The sequence below is a fragment of the Polymorphobacter sp. PAMC 29334 genome (genome assembly GCF_019431245.1).
Taxonomy (GTDB): domain Bacteria; phylum Pseudomonadota; class Alphaproteobacteria; order Sphingomonadales; family Sphingomonadaceae; genus Polymorphobacter_B; species Polymorphobacter_B megasporae.
Genome location: NZ_CP080243.1, coordinates 1660746 through 1674492, shown reverse-complemented (window position 1 = coordinate 1674492; position 13747 = coordinate 1660746). Strand labels below are relative to the sequence as shown.

Sequence of the window (13747 nt, the reverse complement as noted above, 5' to 3'; positions counted from 1 at the left end):
CGCGCCGCATCGCTCGTCGAAGTCCCCACCCCCGGGCCATCGCAAGGGCAATGTCTCTCGCCCCTCCCCTGAAGGGGAGGGGTAGGACATGAACCCTGCCTCCCTCCCCTGGTACTGGGCGACCGCCGCGCTCGTCCTTGCCGCGCTCGAACTCCATGCGCCCGGAGCGTATTTCATCTGGCTCGCCGGCGCAGCCGCGGTGACCGCCGGGCTGGCATTCGCGATCGATACCGGGTGGGAGTGGCAGATCGTCCACTTCGTCCTGCTCGGCATCATCGCGGTCCTGCTCGGACGGCAGGTCTTCGGGCACCGCATCGTCCGCCGCGCCCCCGGCAAGCTCAACCGCCGCGCCGAGGCGATGATCGGCACCACCGTCACCGTCGTCGACCCGATTGCCGGGGGCGTCGGGCGCGTCCAGGTCGGCGACTCGCCGTGGCCTGCTGCCGGACCCGACATGGCGGTCGGGACGCTGGCGCGGATCGTCCGCGTCGACGGCACGACGCTGGTGGTCGATCAGGCGTAGCGTCAGCGCTCCGCCGTGACCGTCTGCGTCGCCCCGTTCTTGTCGCGCGCGACGACCGCGTCGGGGGCCTTCCCCTCCTCGGCCCATTGTTCGAGCGTCGCGAACCAGTCGACCCGCGTCGGCGCATCGCCGCCCGCGCAGTGGAGCATGCCGGGGACCATGAACAGCCGGTAGAAATCGGTGCTCGGCCCCATCTTCGCCTGCACCTGCTTGTAATAGTCGAGGCTGTATCCCGGCGCGATCGCGGGGTCGTTCCAGCCGTGGTACTGGATTAGCTTGCCGCCGCGCGCCTTGAACGCGCTGAGGTCGGGCGAGGCCGCGTCGAGGATCGGGCCAAGCTCGCGGTCGCCCTGAACGATGTCGGCATCGGTCAGGTTCGCCAGTTTGAAGTTCGGGTCCTTTTTGACCAGAAAAGCGAAGTGGTTCCGCGGATAGTCGTGCGACGGGTCGACCCGTCCGGGGGTCGTCGAAATGCCCCAGTCCTTCCAGCTATGGTCGAGCGCCTCGGCCCCCGGCTTGAGGCCGGGCAGCAGCTTGCCGCCGTCGGGATCGCGCGTCCCGCCGTAGATCAGCTTGACCGTCTTGAGCTCTCCCGGGGTCAGGCACGAGTCGGTGTCGGCTCCCTTGCACGCGATCGTCGCCGGGTCGAAGCGGCAACTGCGCTGGTCGGCGATGTAGGTCTTGCCACCGCCGCATGCTTTCAACGCCGCCTCCTGGAGCGCGATCAGCTTGCCGGTCGGCAGCGCGCGTCCGGGCAGCGTGCTGTCGCGAAGCAGCGTTCCGGCGCTGCCCTGAAGCCGCGTCCACCACCACGCCGGGGCGCCCGCGATGATGCCGTCGAAGTCGGCCGGGTTGCGCTGCGCGGTCATCAGCGCCTCGCGCCCGCCGTCGGAGCAGCCGAAGAAATACGCCTTTTTCGGCACCGCGCCGTACGCCGCGAGGATCGCCTTCGCCGCGTCGGTCGTCGTCTTGACCGCGCGGCTGCCGAAATCGACTACCTTCTCAGGGTGGCCGAGCGCCCAGCTCGCGTCGGGGTTGACCGTCGTCTGGTGGCCGTCGTCGGTTCCGGCGACGGCATAGCCCTTGGCAAGGCCGAGGAGCATCGTCCCATACGGAATCTGCCCGGCAAAACCGCCGTTGCCGACCTGGAGGAAGCGCCCGTTCCAGCCCGCGCCCTCGGGGATCAGCACCTCGAAGCGGATGTCCGAATCGCTCGTCGGGTGCGCCGCGCCCTCGACGCGGCACAGTGCAAAGGGGAGCTTGGCACCCTGCGCGAACGGCAGCGCGGTCCCGGCGGCGATCGTCGTCGCGTGGATCTCGGTCTTGTCGGGGTGGTAGGCAGCGAGCCCGTCGCATCCGGCGGCGGCAGCGGGGACGGCGGCAAGCGCCAGCGGCACGGCGAGCAGGTATTTCGAGCGCATGGCGGTCCCCATCGAGTTTGGACCCGCATGGCGGAGAGATGCGGCGGGGGGAAGAAGTTTCGTTGAGGGATTTGTGACGCGGCGGCGCTGAGGGCGTCGCGGGAAAGCCGCGCCGTCAGACGGGTTCGGCGGATAAGCCCGCCGCCCCGCCGGCCGCGCTGGGGCGATTCGAGGCGCGGCGCGCGCTTTCGCCGCCCTGCGCGTGGCCAGAGGATCTGTAAGCCGGGTTCTGTCCGGGGTGTCGCCACCCGTGGACGGTCATTCCTCTAGGACCGCCATTACTGACGGCCTCAAGCAACCAACCCGGACGACTGGGCCGGTTCCTGCCCTGTGGCCGAAGCCACGCGCCGTCCCTATTCGGTCTTGCTCCCGGTGGGGTTTACCTTGCCGCTCACGTTGCCGCTCGCGCGGTGCGCTCTTACCGCACCCTTTCAGCCTTGCCGGACCGAAGCCCGGCGGTCTCCTCTCTGTGGCACTGTCCCTGGGGTCGCCCCCGCCGGGGGTTACCCGGCACCGTCGTTCCGTGGAGCCCGGACTTTCCTCCCCTCCCCTGCGGGAGCGGCGACCGTCCAATCCTCTGGCCTGTTCTGGGGCTTAGCGGTCAACCCCCGGCTTGCCAAGCCACGCCCCCCGGTTCAGAGGGACGCCATCGTTTGCGGAGGTCTAATGCGTCGCGCCGTCATCATCGTGCTGGTCGTAGCACTCGCGGGCTGCACCACCGTCCGCAAGGGCCTCGGCGCGTACCAGAAGGAAGCCGACAAGGGCGTCACGCTCGGGGACAGCGGCCGCCCGGGCGGAACCGCGCCGCCGAACTCGGCGGGCGAGAATACCGACACGAGCACCAAGCCCGCAGGCGGCAAGGACAAGAAGACCAAGGCGGCGGTCCTCCCCGGCGGTCTCGGCGGCGACAAGGAGCACCGGGCTTATACCGGCGACGCACCGCCGCTCATCCCCCCGCGTTAAAGGTAGGGGCGGAGCAGCCCGAACAGGATCGCGCGGCACTCGGCGTCGATCGCGCCGCCGATGTCGCCGGGGCGGAAGTGGCGCTGGAAGGCGACCACCGCCGGCTGCATCTCGGTGACGTCGTAACCGTACCGCCCTAGTGCCGTCATGAACCCAGCGTCGCTCCAGTTCGGGTCGGTCCGCGCCGCGGGGATGCGGTCGGCGAGGCCAGCGCGGGCGAGGCGCGGCCAGTCGAACAGCTCTCCCGGGTCGTCCTTGCGCGCCGGAGCGACGTCACTGTGGCCGACGGTCATCGCGGGGGCGACGCGCCAGCGCCCGGCGATGTCGCGGACCAATGCCTCGACCGCGTCCATCTGCGGCGCGGGGAACGGGCGATAGCCGAATTCGTGCCCGGGATTGACGATCTCGATGCCGACGCTCGCGCTGTTGACGTCGACGATCCCGCGCCACCAGCTCTTGCCCGCGTGCCACGCGCGGTTCGCCTCGTCGACCATGCGGACGACGACCCCGTCCTCGGCGACGACATAATGCGCCGAGACCTTGGCGACCGGGTCGGCGAGCCGGTCGAGCGCGGCGGCGGCGCTCTGCATGCCGGTATAGTGCAGCACGATCATCGAGATCGGCAGCGTCCGCGCGTCGAAATTCGGACTCGCCCGCTCGATCACGCCGCGCCCGGAGCCTCGGCGGGAGCCGCGCCGCGCCGGGCGACCTCGGCATATGCTGCGTTGATCGCCGCCATCCGTGCCTCGGCGACGCGGAGGAATTCGGGCGGGGTGCCCGCCGCCATGTGCCGGTCGGGGTGGTACGTCTTGACCAGCCCGCGATACGCCGCACGGATTTCGGCCAGCGAGGCCCCCGGTGCGATGCCGAGGACGACGAAAGGGTCGTCTTTCGCCGGGGCGATGTGGCGCGCGCGGATGCGGGCATAAGCGGCGGGGTCGAAGCCGAGCCGGTCGGCGACGACGCGAAGATATTCGAGCTCGTCGGGGTGGACCCCGTCGGTCACCGCGATCAGCAGCAGCGCCTCGAGCAAATCCTCGAGCACCGGCGTCCCGGGCCCGAGCAGCTTCGCGGCCTGTGACGCGTACGCCTCGAACCCCGCGGTCGACCCCTGCGCCATGCGGTAGAAGCGCGTCGCGTTGGCGCGCTCGCCGTCGGGAACGCGGAACAACCGTTCGAAGGTCGCGAATTCGGTCGCCGTCGCCTCACCGTCGGCGCGCGCCATCTTCGCTGCGAGCGCGATCGCAGCGATGGTGAAGGCGACCTGCCGCCGCTCGGCGGTCGGCGCGCGCAGGTTGGCGAGATTGGCGGTGGTGCCCGCAGCACCCCCGGCCAGCAACCCGAGCGGGCCACCGAGCAACAGCCCGACGCTCGTCCCAAGGAGCTTACGCCAGATCGTCATGCCGCTCCCTGCTTCACCGAGTCGCCGTCCATCGAGTTGACGTCACCTCCTGATAGGCGATTAATCGCGCCAGCGTGAGCGGGATATTGCCGCATTGCAGCAGGAGTTCGAGTCAATGCCGAGCGTCGTCATCGTCGGAGCCAGCCGCGGCATCGGCCGCGAGTTCGTCCGCCAGTATCTCAGCGACGGCTGGACCGTCGTCGCCACCGCGCGGTCGCCCGAGCAGGTCGCCGAACTCGCCGCCGCCGGGGCGAGCGCATTCCACGCCGACACCACCGACGAGGCGTCGCTGACCGCGCTCGCCGCCGCTGCGCCGGGTCCGCACGACCTGCTCATCCTTAACGCCGGGATCGGTGCGCGCGACGGCGCGCTCGCCAACATCGACGCGACGAAATGGGCCGAGGTGATGGCGGTCAACGCGCTCGGCCCGTTGGTCGCGGCGCGCGCGCTGGCACCGACTGTCCGCGACGGCGGGACGATCGCGGCGCTGTCGTCGACGCTCGGCTCGATCGGCGCGAACACCGGCGGCGGGCTGTACACCTACCGGATGTCGAAGGCGGCGCTCAATGCCGGGCTCAAGACGATGGCGATCGAGCTTAAGCCCCGCGCGATCGCGGTCGCCGCTCTCCATCCCGGCTGGGTCAAGACCGACATGGGTGGTGCCGGGGCCGAGGTCGCGGTCGATGCGTCGGTTACCGGGCTGCGGCAGGTCATCGCCGGACTGACCCCCGACAAGTCCGGCGTGTTCCTCGATTACCGCGGCAACGCGCTACCGTGGTAGGCTGAAGCGAAGGCCATCGGCAGTCTGAACGAGTTCGACCGGCCCCGCGACGGCGACGATCACCCCGGCGAGCGCGCCGCGCGAGGCGGTCACCGCATCTCCCGCGAACGCAGCCGCGACCGCGTCGTCGAGCCGGACCTTCGCCCCGCTCAGCGTGACGCCGCCGTCGTCGACCGCGATCCGCCCGCCGGCGGGTGCAGCTTCGGCAGCGCACATCGCGAGACCGAGGAGCTGCGCGGCGTGCGCGGCGTCGCGCGGATCGGCGGCCCAGTCGAGCGTCGTCGCGTCGCGGGTCTTGAGCCACGCCGCGAGCAACCCCTGTGCCGGCGTCGCATCCTCCGGCGGCGCAAGGACGAAGCGGTGGAGGCGGAGCGATGCAACCGCCGACGCGGCCCCATCGGCGATCAGCGCGCGCAGTTCGGGGTCGCCGTCGTCGAGCAAATCGATCCCGGTCGAGATCGCGCCGATCGGTCCGGCAAGATCGTGCGTCAGGCGCATCGCCACGAGGGCGGCAAGTGTCGTCATCGCTGAATTACTCCGGTTACGACTGCCGCGACGGCAAACGCCCCGAGCGCGATCGCGGTGCCCTTGTTGAGCTTCTTGAGGTGGCCGTCATTGATCCGCCCGCGCAACCGCCGCGCGACGCTCGTCACCGCGAGCCACCACAGCATCGACCCGGTGAAGGTCCCCGCGACGACCATCGCCGCGTTGATCAGATGCTCGGGCGAATCGTGGCCGATATCGGTGAAGCCGACCGCGCCGAATGCGCCGATGAAGAACAGGATCGTCGCCGGGTTGGTCAGCGTCAGGGTCAACGTCGCCAGCGCCATCCGCACCGCCGAAACCTGGTCCTCGTCGCCGCGCAGCTTCGGCGCCGACCGCCAGATGAAGACCGCGAAGACGAGCATGATCAGCCCGCCGCCGAGCCGGATCGCAAGCGCGTGTTCAGCGAGCAGTTGGGTCACTGCGCTGACGCCGAACGCGGCGGCCGCCGCGAACAGCGAATCGCCGACCGCCCCGCCCGCACCGAGCAGCAGTGCGCCCGCGGTATGCGCGGTCAACGTCCGCTGGATGACGAGCAGATTGACCGGGCCGACCGGCGCGGCGGACGCGATGCCGATCAGCGCGCCCATCGGGAAATACAGTGTCGACAGGATACTCATCGCAACTCACTCATCGCGTTAGCTCACTGGGTTTCGATCGCGCGGAGCCCGAGCGCAATCAGCCGCCCGTCGGTCGTCTGGGTGAGTTCGAACTCGAGGCGCTGCCCCGCCTCGATCATGCCGAACGGCGAGCGCGCGACCGCCGACAGATGGACGAAGACATCGCGCGGCCCGGCATCGGGGCGGATGAAGCCGAACCCCTTGCGTGGGTCGAACCACTTGACCTCGCCGGTCGCCATTCAGGCGGCGACCAGGTCGATCGGGGCGAAGCGGCCGTGCACCGGGCCATCGGCGACGACGCGCCACGCGGCGACGGTGCCGCCCGCCGCGATCAGCCACAGCCTGCCATCCTCGACCGCGCGCGCGGCGTCGGTCCGCGACGGCTCGGTCGAGCCGTTCGGATGCGAATGATACCAGCCGAGCACCTTGCGCCCCGCCGCTCGGGCACTGCGATGCGCGCGGAGCAATGCCGCCGGGTCGATCTCGAAGGCGCGTTCGGGATGCGCCGCCACGTTGGTCGCGGCCTCGGCAGCGTCGATCGCGGCGTCGCCGAAGACGATGCCGCACGCTTCGGCAGGTGTGGCGCGGCGAGCATGGTCGAGGATCGAAACCAGCGCGGTGCTTGCAATCGCCATCTTCATCCCGACATCGGCTAAGCGATGGGGGAAGAAATGTCGACAGCAGTGGCGGTTACCGTCACGCCCGAAATGGCGGGGTGGCGGATCGACCGCGCGCTTGCCGTGCTGATCCCGACGATGTCGCGTGAGCGGTTGAAGGCGCTGATCGGCGCGGGGCAGGTGACCGGCGCGAACGGTGCGCACCAGCGCGATCCGGCGCGCAAGGTCGCTCCGGGCGATGCGCTGACCGTCGTCGTGCCGCCCGCGACCACGCCCGACGCGGTGGCGCAGGACATCCCGCTGACGATCGTCTTCGAGGACGATCACCTGCTCGTCGTCGACAAGCCCGCCGGTCTCGTCGTCCACCCGGCGGCGGGCAATCTCGACGGGACGATGGTCAACGCGCTCCTCCACCACTGCGCCGGGCGGCTGTCGGGGATCGGTGGGGTCGCGCGCCCCGGCATCGTCCACCGCATCGACAAGGACACGTCGGGACTGCTCGTCGTCGCCAAGACCGACCCGGCGCACGAAGCGCTGTCGCGTCAGTTCGCCGCGCATACCATCGAGCGGGTCTATGTCGCGATCGTCGGCGGCCAGCCTGTCCCCGCCGCCGGGACAGTGACCGGTTCGCTCGCGCGGTCGTCGGCCAATCGCCAGAAAATGGCGATCGTCGCTGAAGGTCGGGGCAAGCATGCCGTGACACACTATCGCACTGTAACGCCGCTGGCCGACGCAGCGAAGATCGAGTGCCGGCTGGAAACCGGCAGGACGCATCAGATCAGGGTTCACATGGCATCGATCGGTCATCCGCTCATCGGCGACCCGGCTTACGGACGGACCCTGAAGCCGCATCGGGCCGTTCTGTCGGAGCTTGGTTTCGCCCGCCAGGCGCTCCACGCGGCGACGCTAGGGTTCGTTCATCCTGTCACCCAAGAAAAACTTTCGTTCCATTCCGACCTGCCGCGCGATATAGTGGACTTAATCGGTCGTCTTTCATTGTGAACGACCGGCAAGGGAGCCTTATGGCCACGACGAAGAATCTTCCCGCCAAGACCTCGATCCCGACGATGGGGGGCGAGGCCGGACTCAATCGCTATCTGTCCGAAATCCGTAAGTTTCCGCTGCTCGCCCCCGAGCAGGAATATATGCTCGCCAAGCGCTGGGCCGAGCATCAGGACCCCGACGCCGCCGCCAAGCTGGTGACGAGCCACCTGCGCCTCGTCGCCAAGATCGCGATGGGCTACCGCGGCTATGGCCTGCCGGTCGCCGAGCTGATCTCCGAAGGCAACATCGGGCTGATGCAGGGCGTCAAGAAGTTCGACGCCGAACGCGGCTTCCGCCTTGCGACCTATGCGATGTGGTGGATCCGCGCCTCGATCCAGGAATTCATCCTGCGGTCGTGGAGCCTCGTCAAGATCGGCACCACCGCCAACCAGAAGAAGCTGTTCTTCAACCTCCGCCGGATGAAGGGCAAGATTAACGCGATGGAGGACGGCGACATGAAGCCGGCCGACGTCACCAAGATCGCGACGACGTTGGGTGTCACCGAGACCGAAGTCATCTCGATGAACCGCCGTATGGCGATGGGCGGCGACACCAGTCTCAACGCGCCGCTGCGCGAGGAGGGCGAGGGCGAGTGGCAGGACTGGCTGACCGACACCGGCCCGATCCAGGACGAGATCGTCGCCAACGAGCAGGAAAAGACCCAGCGGCATGAGCTGTTGGTCGACGCGATGAGCGACTTGAATGACCGCGAGAAGCACATCCTGACGCAGCGCCGCCTGATCGACGACCCCGAGACGCTCGAGGAACTGTCGCAGCAATACGGCATCAGCCGCGAGCGCGTCCGCCAGATCGAGGTCCGTGCCTTCGACAAGCTCCAGCGCGCGATGCGGACGCTGGCGGGCGAGCGGCGGCTGCTGCCCGAGCCGGCGTAACATCGCCTTCGACGCGGTCATCGTCGGCGCAGGCGCCGCCGGCCTCGCCGCCGCCCGGCGGCTGGCCGACGGCGGCGCGAGCGTCGTCGTCCTTGAAGCCGGCGATCGGGTCGGCGGGCGCGCGCATACCGTCATCCGTGAGGGCTACGCGCTCGATCTCGGCTGCGGCTGGCTGCATTCCGGCGAGCGCAATCCATGGACTGCGGTGGCCGAGGCGGCAGGGCTGACCGTCGACCGCTCGCCCGCGCGCTGGGACACGCAATGGCGCGATCTCGGCTTTCCGCCTGCCGACCAGGCGGCGTTCGGCGCGGCGTTTGCTGCGTTCGACGAGCAGGTCGAGCGGCGGGCCACCTTGCCCGACGTGCCGCTCGCCGATGCCCTTCCCGCTGCTGGCGACTGGGCGGGTGCAGTCGACGCCGTCGTCGGCTACCTCGACGGCGTCGCGGCGAGGGCGGTTTCGCTCCACGACCATGCCGCCTTCGATGCCGCCGCCTCGGACAATAATTGGCGCGTCCGCGAGGGGCTTGGAACCGCCGTCGCGACATTGGCCGTCGGGCTCGATATCCGGCGGAACACGGCAGTGACAGCGATCGCGGTCGGCAGCGATGCGGTCCGCGTGACGACGTCCGCCGGGGTCGTCGAGGCAGCGACGGCGATCGTCACCGTCTCAACCGCCGTCCTCACCCGGATCGCTTTCACCCCCGAACTGCCCGGCCACCTCGCCGCCGCCGGCGACCTGCCGCTCGGCGACGTCGGCAAGGTCTTCCTCCACATCGACGGGCCGACCGACTTCCCTGTCGACGGCCACCTTCGCGGGCATCCGCGCGCATTATGCTCGGCCAGCCACCGGCTTCGCCCGTTCGGCTGGCCCGTGATCGAAAGCTATTTCGGCGGTCCCTACGCCGCCGACCTCGCCGCCGCTGGCCCGGCGGCGGCGATCGACGCGATGATCACCGAGTTGTGCGGGTTGCTCGGGTCGGACTGGCGCCCACGCCTGCGCCCGCTCGCCGTCAGCGGCTGGCGCGCCGAACCGTTCGTCGCCGGCGCATGGAGCCACGCCCGCCCCGGCCGTCGTGACGCGCGCCGCGCCATTGTCGAGCCGGTCGCGGGCCGTTTGTTCTTTGCCGGAGAAGCGGGCGAACACGACGACGTCGGCACCGCGCACGGCGCGCACGCCACCGGAATTGCTGCAGCAACCGCCGCGCTCGCCGTCTTGGCGCAACCCGCCTTGACGCCACCCGAGGCTGTCGCCCAATAGCCCCGCGTAGTTAGGGGAGCCGAGTTGTGCGAACGGTCGGCTGGCTCCTCGGCAAGCTCGTCACCGTGGCTATCGTCGCCGTGCTGTTCGCGGTCGCGTGGGCGCTCGCCTACCGCTGGATCGACCCGCCGTTCACCGTGCCGATGATCCGCGACGCGCTCGCCGGGCAGCATGTCGAGCGCCGCTGGGCGCGGCTCGACCAGATCGCGCCCGCGATGCCGCGCGCGGTGATCGGGGCCGAGGATTCGACCTTCTGCTCGCACCACGGCTTCGATTTCGGCGCGATCGAGCACGCCGCCGAAAAGAATGCGACGTCGCGCAAGGTCATCGGCGGGTCGACGATCTCGCAGCAGACCGCGAAGAACGCCTTCCTCTGGCCGGGCCGCTCGTACCTCCGCAAGGGGCTCGAGGCATATTTCACCGTCCTGATCGAGGCGATGTGGGGCAAGCCGCGGATCATGGAGGTCTATCTCAACATCGCCGAACTCGGCCCCGGCATCTACGGCGTCGAGGCCGCGGCACAGCATTATTTCGGGGTCAGCGCCGCCCGGCTGAGCCCGGCGCAAGCCTCGCGCATCGCCGCGATCCTGCCGCAGCCGATCAAGCGCGACGCCGCCGCCCTCCACGGCGCGGTCAAGCGCCACGCCCGCGCGATCGAGCGGCGGATCGGGGTCGTGCGGCGCGACGCGATCGACGGGTGCCTGGCGGGTTAGCGAACAGTCCCAGCAAGTGCAAGTAAGTCGACGCCTGAATAACGCAAAACTACTACGAGACCGATAAGGATCAGCGTGTAGAGAAACGCTGAAAAGATGTTAATTCCAATCGTCCGCCCTAAAGATCCTCTTAACGCCGTCTCTACGATCGTGGGCCGCGCTGCGTCGACCAGCGAGCGGCCGTAGTCATCGAGAATAGCATCGGCCTGCGTCTGCTTTCCCGCAATCATTGCGGGTGTCCAAGTCGAAGTGTAGGCGACGACATCCGAACGTTCGGGCGCAACCCCTTTGTTCTCGTAAAACGTCTCGGTCCACTCGCGCTTGGCAATCTTGTACAGCCCGTAAGCAACGAGTCCGCGAACCTCGTCAGGTTCACCATCATAGAATTGCTTGAAGACAACGCCGAAACGCGGATCAGCCATGGCTAGCTGTCAAGCCTTGGTTTTTATGAACGTAGCAAGGCGCGCATTTGCGGCAGCTTTGCCGCGTGCGAATGCCTCGTCCGATATGCCTTCCTTCTTTGGGGAAACCACAACGAACTTGCCGGTCTTACCATCGCGTACCACTGATGGTCCCGAATCCCGCATCCGTTCTGAGATATTGTAACGCATGAAAGCAATGTGCGGCTGTGATGCGCTTTCCGCAACTCAAATCGGCAGCTTGAACCCCGGCGGCAGCGGCAGGCCGGCGGTCATCTTCTGCATCTCGGCGTGTCCGACGGCATCGGCCTTGCCCTTGGCGTCGTTGAACGCAGCGACGATCAGGTCTTCGAGCATGTCCTTGTCGGCGGTGTTGAGCAGCGACGGGTCGATGTCGACGCCGATGATGCGGCCTTTCGCGGTCGCGCGGACCTTGACCAGACCGCCGCCCGCCGCGCCCTCGACCTCGATCCCGTCGAGGCTCGCCTGCGCCTTGGCCATGTCGGCCTGCAGGCCCTGCGCCATCTTCATGATGTCGTCCATGTTAGGCATCGGCTGAATTCCTGTGCGGTAAATCGTCGGGGTCGGCGGCATCGATACCAAGCAAAGTCGCATCGGGGAATGCCGCGAGGATCTGCCGCACGAGCGGGTCGGCCATCGCCGCGTCGCGCGTCGCCTGGATCCGCGCCTCGGCCTGTTCGTGGAGCGTCGGCGCGCCGCCGTCGCGCGCCAGTGTCACCGTCCAGCGCGTGCCTCCCGTCGCCTTGCCGAGCGCGAGCATGAGTTGCTGCGCGAAGCCGGGGCCGAGGTCGGACGGCGCGACGATCGTCAGGGTCGGCGGAGCGTAATCGACCAGCCGGACGACGTCGTGGAGGACGTGCGCGAGGCGCGGTTCGCGCGACTCCTCCATCAACGCGACGAGACCGGGATAGTCGGTGGGGAGCGTGGGGAATGGCGCAGGCGGTGCACTTGCCGCTGGCGGCGCAATTGGCGATCGAGCGGACGATCCCTCCCCCCTTTCGTCATCCCGGCGCAGGCCGGGACCCATATCTCCGCGAGCCGTGCCGGTGGCGAGATGGGTCCCGGCCTGCGCCGGGATGACGGCTGAAAGTGCGGAAATACCCTGAGCAGCGGGCGCGGCGTGTGGAAGGGCGGGCGCGGCATGCCCATCCTCCCCACGCTCGGTCAGCTTGCGGACGAGCTCCCCCGGATCGGGCAGCGAGCTCGCATGAATGATCCGAAGCAGCGCCATCTCGGCCGCCTGCACCGGCACCGGCGCGGCGTGAACCTCGGCCAGCCCCTTGAGCAGCAGCTGCCACAAGCGGTGGAGGTTGGGGAACGACAGCCGCGTCGCCCAGTCACGGACGACCGCGCGCTCCTCGGCGCTCATCGCCGCGTCGTCGGCGTCGGCGACCTTGAAGCGGGTGATCGTGTGGACGAGTTCGAGCAGCTCCTGGACGACCTGCGCCGGGTCGGTGCCGAGGTCGTAGCTGTCCTTGAACGCCGACAGCGCCGACGCCGCCTCGCCCGCGAGCAGCAGCGCCATCAGCGAGCGAACCGCCCCCCGGTCGGACAGGCCGAGCATGTCGCGGACCGCGACCGCGGTGATCGCTCCGGCACCATGCGCGATCGCCTGGTCGAGGATTGACAGCCCGTCGCGGACCGACCCCTCCGCCGCGCGCGCGATCAGCGCCAGCGCCTCGGGCTCGGCGGTCGCATCCTCAAGCGCGACGATCCGCGCGAAATGGTCGGCGAGCATCTCGCTCGGGATGCGGCGCAGGTCGAAGCGCTGGCAGCGCGACAGGACGGTGACCGGCAGCTTGCCGACCTCGGTCGTCGCGAAGATGAACTTGACGTGCGGCGGCGGCTCCTCGAGCGTCTTCAACAGCGCGTTGAACGCGTTCTTCGACAGCATATGGACTTCGTCGACGATGTAGATCTTGTAGCGCGCCGAGACGCTGGCATAGCGCACCGCCTCGATGATCTCGCGGACGTCGTCGACCCCGGTGTTCGACGCGGCGTCCATCTCGATGACGTCGATGTGGCGCCCGGCGGCGATCGCGACGCACGGCTCGCACACACCACACGGCGCGATCGTCGGCCCGCCGGTGCCGTCGGGGCCGATGCAGTTCAAGGCCTTGGCGATGATCCGCGCGGTCGAGGTCTTGCCGACCCCGCGGACGCCGGTCAGCAGCCACGCCTGCGCCAGCTGCCCGCGCGCGATGGCATTGCCGAGCGTCCGCACCATCGCCTCCTGCCCAAGCAGCGATGCGAAGTCACCGGGGCGGTACTTGCGGGCAAGGACGCGATATTCGACCGCCGGGGGAGCGGCGGGGGCTTCGGCGGCGGCGGCGAACAGCTCACTCATGGCGCAGTGGTGAAGCCTTCGGCAGTCGGTTGCAACGGCGTTGGGTGGGAGCCGGGAACGACCCAGAGCGGATTCGTTACGGCTGCTTCCTTCCGGACCTGACCGGGTTGGCGATAACTCTGCCCGCCCGACTCCCGCGACCGATATGGGCGAGGCGGCGGCGCGACGCAAGCTTCGGCTGC

General features: G+C 69.0%; 17 protein-coding genes and 2 other RNA genes. 7 read left to right on the top strand and 12 right to left on the bottom strand.

The window, feature by feature from the left end:
* The first annotated feature begins 88 nt into the window (after positions 1-88).
* A complete protein-coding gene (locus tag KZX46_RS11845; RefSeq protein ID WP_219776735.1) occupies positions 89-523 on the top strand; it encodes an NfeD family protein in 435 nt (144 codons plus the stop codon).
* Positions 524-525: 2 nt separating this feature from the next.
* Here the strand turns inward: KZX46_RS11845 and KZX46_RS11840 are convergent, their stop codons facing one another.
* Positions 526-1944, bottom strand: a complete 1419-nt coding sequence (locus tag KZX46_RS11840; protein WP_219776734.1) for a tannase/feruloyl esterase family alpha/beta hydrolase — start codon at positions 1942-1944, stop codon at positions 526-528.
* Between the two features lie 202 nt (positions 1945-2146).
* Positions 2147-2525: RNase P RNA component class A (gene rnpB, locus KZX46_RS11835), an RNA gene on the bottom strand.
* An 85-nt stretch (positions 2526-2610) separates the two neighbouring features.
* On the opposite strand from rnpB, the gene KZX46_RS11830 reads away from it, so the two are divergent.
* Positions 2611-2907 (top strand): hypothetical protein, encoded by a 297-nt coding sequence (locus KZX46_RS11830; RefSeq protein ID WP_216708708.1) that lies wholly within the window; start codon positions 2611-2613, stop codon positions 2905-2907.
* Here KZX46_RS11830 and KZX46_RS11825 read toward each other — a convergent pair.
* Positions 2904-3521, bottom strand: a complete 618-nt coding sequence (locus tag KZX46_RS11825) for an N-acetylmuramoyl-L-alanine amidase (protein ID WP_219776972.1) — start codon at positions 3519-3521, stop codon at positions 2904-2906. The two genes, KZX46_RS11830 and KZX46_RS11825, sit on opposite strands and share 4 nt — an antisense overlap.
* Positions 3522-3568: 47 nt before the next feature.
* Positions 3569-4309: a DnaJ family molecular chaperone gene (locus KZX46_RS11820; RefSeq protein WP_219776733.1), complete on the bottom strand. Its 741-nt coding sequence runs from the start codon at positions 4307-4309 to the stop codon at positions 3569-3571.
* A 115-nt stretch (positions 4310-4424) separates the two neighbouring features.
* Between KZX46_RS11820 and KZX46_RS11815 the strand changes: the two genes are divergently transcribed.
* Positions 4425-5090 (top strand): SDR family oxidoreductase, encoded by a 666-nt coding sequence (locus tag KZX46_RS11815; protein ID WP_219776732.1) that lies wholly within the window; start codon positions 4425-4427, stop codon positions 5088-5090.
* Here the strand turns inward: KZX46_RS11815 and KZX46_RS11810 are convergent.
* From KZX46_RS11810 to KZX46_RS11795, 4 genes are read right to left on the bottom strand one after another with little or no spacing between them, the layout of a single operon-like run.
* The gene (locus KZX46_RS11810; protein WP_219776731.1) at positions 5079-5615 is read right to left on the bottom strand and encodes a histidine phosphotransferase family protein; all 537 of its coding nucleotides are present in this window, start codon (positions 5613-5615) and stop codon (positions 5079-5081) included. The two genes, KZX46_RS11815 and KZX46_RS11810, sit on opposite strands and share 12 nt — an antisense overlap.
* On the bottom strand, positions 5612-6253 hold the full coding sequence (locus KZX46_RS11805; RefSeq protein ID WP_216708704.1) for a LysE family translocator: 642 nt from the start codon (positions 6251-6253) through the stop codon (positions 5612-5614). Before KZX46_RS11805 ends, KZX46_RS11810 begins: the two co-directional genes overlap by 4 nt.
* Before the next feature lie 23 nt (positions 6254-6276).
* Positions 6277-6492 (bottom strand): cold-shock protein, encoded by a 216-nt coding sequence (locus KZX46_RS11800; RefSeq protein WP_219776730.1) that lies wholly within the window; start codon positions 6490-6492, stop codon positions 6277-6279.
* Entirely contained in the window at positions 6493-6894 is a 402-nt protein-coding gene (locus KZX46_RS11795; protein WP_226896242.1) for a Mov34/MPN/PAD-1 family protein, read from the bottom strand.
* Between the two features lie 30 nt (positions 6895-6924).
* On the opposite strand from KZX46_RS11795, the gene KZX46_RS11790 reads away from it, so the two are divergent.
* From KZX46_RS11790 to mtgA, 4 genes are read left to right on the top strand one after another with little or no spacing between them, the layout of a single operon-like run.
* Complete coding sequence (locus KZX46_RS11790; RefSeq protein WP_219776729.1) at positions 6925-7872, top strand: RluA family pseudouridine synthase; 948 nt, start codon at positions 6925-6927, stop codon at positions 7870-7872.
* A gap of 20 nt (positions 7873-7892) precedes the next feature.
* Entirely contained in the window at positions 7893-8807 is a 915-nt protein-coding gene (gene rpoH / locus KZX46_RS11785; protein WP_219776728.1) for an RNA polymerase sigma factor RpoH, read from the top strand.
* Positions 8734-10065: an FAD-dependent oxidoreductase gene (locus tag KZX46_RS11780; protein WP_226896241.1), complete on the top strand. Its 1332-nt coding sequence runs from the start codon at positions 8734-8736 to the stop codon at positions 10063-10065. Before rpoH ends, KZX46_RS11780 begins: the two co-directional genes overlap by 74 nt.
* Before the next feature lie 26 nt (positions 10066-10091).
* Entirely contained in the window at positions 10092-10778 is a 687-nt protein-coding gene (gene mtgA / locus KZX46_RS11775; protein ID WP_219776727.1) for a monofunctional biosynthetic peptidoglycan transglycosylase, read from the top strand.
* Here the strand turns inward: mtgA and KZX46_RS11770 are convergent.
* The 4 genes from KZX46_RS11770 to ffs all read right to left on the bottom strand — a co-directional run bounded on the left by KZX46_RS11770 (position 10775) and on the right by ffs (position 13702).
* Positions 10775-11200, bottom strand: coding sequence for a hypothetical protein (locus tag KZX46_RS11770; protein ID WP_219776726.1), 426 nt, complete (start codon positions 11198-11200; stop codon positions 10775-10777). The genes mtgA and KZX46_RS11770 overlap by 4 nt on opposite strands.
* A gap of 225 nt (positions 11201-11425) precedes the next feature.
* On the bottom strand, positions 11426-11749 hold the full coding sequence (locus KZX46_RS11765) for a YbaB/EbfC family nucleoid-associated protein (protein ID WP_219776725.1): 324 nt from the start codon (positions 11747-11749) through the stop codon (positions 11426-11428).
* Complete coding sequence (locus tag KZX46_RS11760; RefSeq protein ID WP_219776724.1) at positions 11742-13565, bottom strand: DNA polymerase III subunit gamma/tau; 1824 nt, start codon at positions 13563-13565, stop codon at positions 11742-11744. The genes KZX46_RS11765 and KZX46_RS11760 overlap by 8 nt, the downstream gene beginning before the upstream one ends.
* A gap of 42 nt (positions 13566-13607) precedes the next feature.
* Positions 13608-13702, bottom strand: an RNA gene (gene ffs / locus KZX46_RS11755) — signal recognition particle sRNA small type.
* Between the last annotated feature and the right edge of the window lie 45 nt (positions 13703-13747).

Coding starts and splice junctions, on each gene's coding strand:
- KZX46_RS11820 (WP_219776733.1), bottom strand. CDS start 4,309: ATGACGATCTGGCGTAAGCTCCTTGGGACGAGCGTCGGGCTGTTGCTC.
- KZX46_RS11845 (WP_219776735.1), top strand. CDS start 89: ATGAACCCTGCCTCCCTCCCCTGGTACTGGGCGACCGCCGCGCTCGTC.
- KZX46_RS11770 (WP_219776726.1), bottom strand. CDS start 11,200: ATGGCTGATCCGCGTTTCGGCGTTGTCTTCAAGCAATTCTATGATGGT.
- rpoH (WP_219776728.1), top strand. CDS start 7,893: ATGGCCACGACGAAGAATCTTCCCGCCAAGACCTCGATCCCGACGATG.
- KZX46_RS11805 (WP_216708704.1), bottom strand. CDS start 6,253: ATGAGTATCCTGTCGACACTGTATTTCCCGATGGGCGCGCTGATCGGC.
- KZX46_RS11810 (WP_219776731.1), bottom strand. CDS start 5,615: ATGACGACACTTGCCGCCCTCGTGGCGATGCGCCTGACGCACGATCTT.
- KZX46_RS11765 (WP_219776725.1), bottom strand. CDS start 11,749: ATGCCTAACATGGACGACATCATGAAGATGGCGCAGGGCCTGCAGGCC.
- KZX46_RS11815 (WP_219776732.1), top strand. CDS start 4,425: ATGCCGAGCGTCGTCATCGTCGGAGCCAGCCGCGGCATCGGCCGCGAG.
- KZX46_RS11790 (WP_219776729.1), top strand. CDS start 6,925: ATGTCGACAGCAGTGGCGGTTACCGTCACGCCCGAAATGGCGGGGTGG.
- KZX46_RS11760 (WP_219776724.1), bottom strand. CDS start 13,565: ATGAGTGAGCTGTTCGCCGCCGCCGCCGAAGCCCCCGCCGCTCCCCCG.
- KZX46_RS11800 (WP_219776730.1), bottom strand. CDS start 6,492: ATGGCGACCGGCGAGGTCAAGTGGTTCGACCCACGCAAGGGGTTCGGC.
- KZX46_RS11830 (WP_216708708.1), top strand. CDS start 2,611: ATGCGTCGCGCCGTCATCATCGTGCTGGTCGTAGCACTCGCGGGCTGC.
- KZX46_RS11795 (WP_226896242.1), bottom strand. CDS start 6,894: ATGAAGATGGCGATTGCAAGCACCGCGCTGGTTTCGATCCTCGACCAT.
- KZX46_RS11825 (WP_219776972.1), bottom strand. CDS start 3,521: ATGATCGTGCTGCACTATACCGGCATGCAGAGCGCCGCCGCCGCGCTC.
- KZX46_RS11840 (WP_219776734.1), bottom strand. CDS start 1,944: ATGCGCTCGAAATACCTGCTCGCCGTGCCGCTGGCGCTTGCCGCCGTC.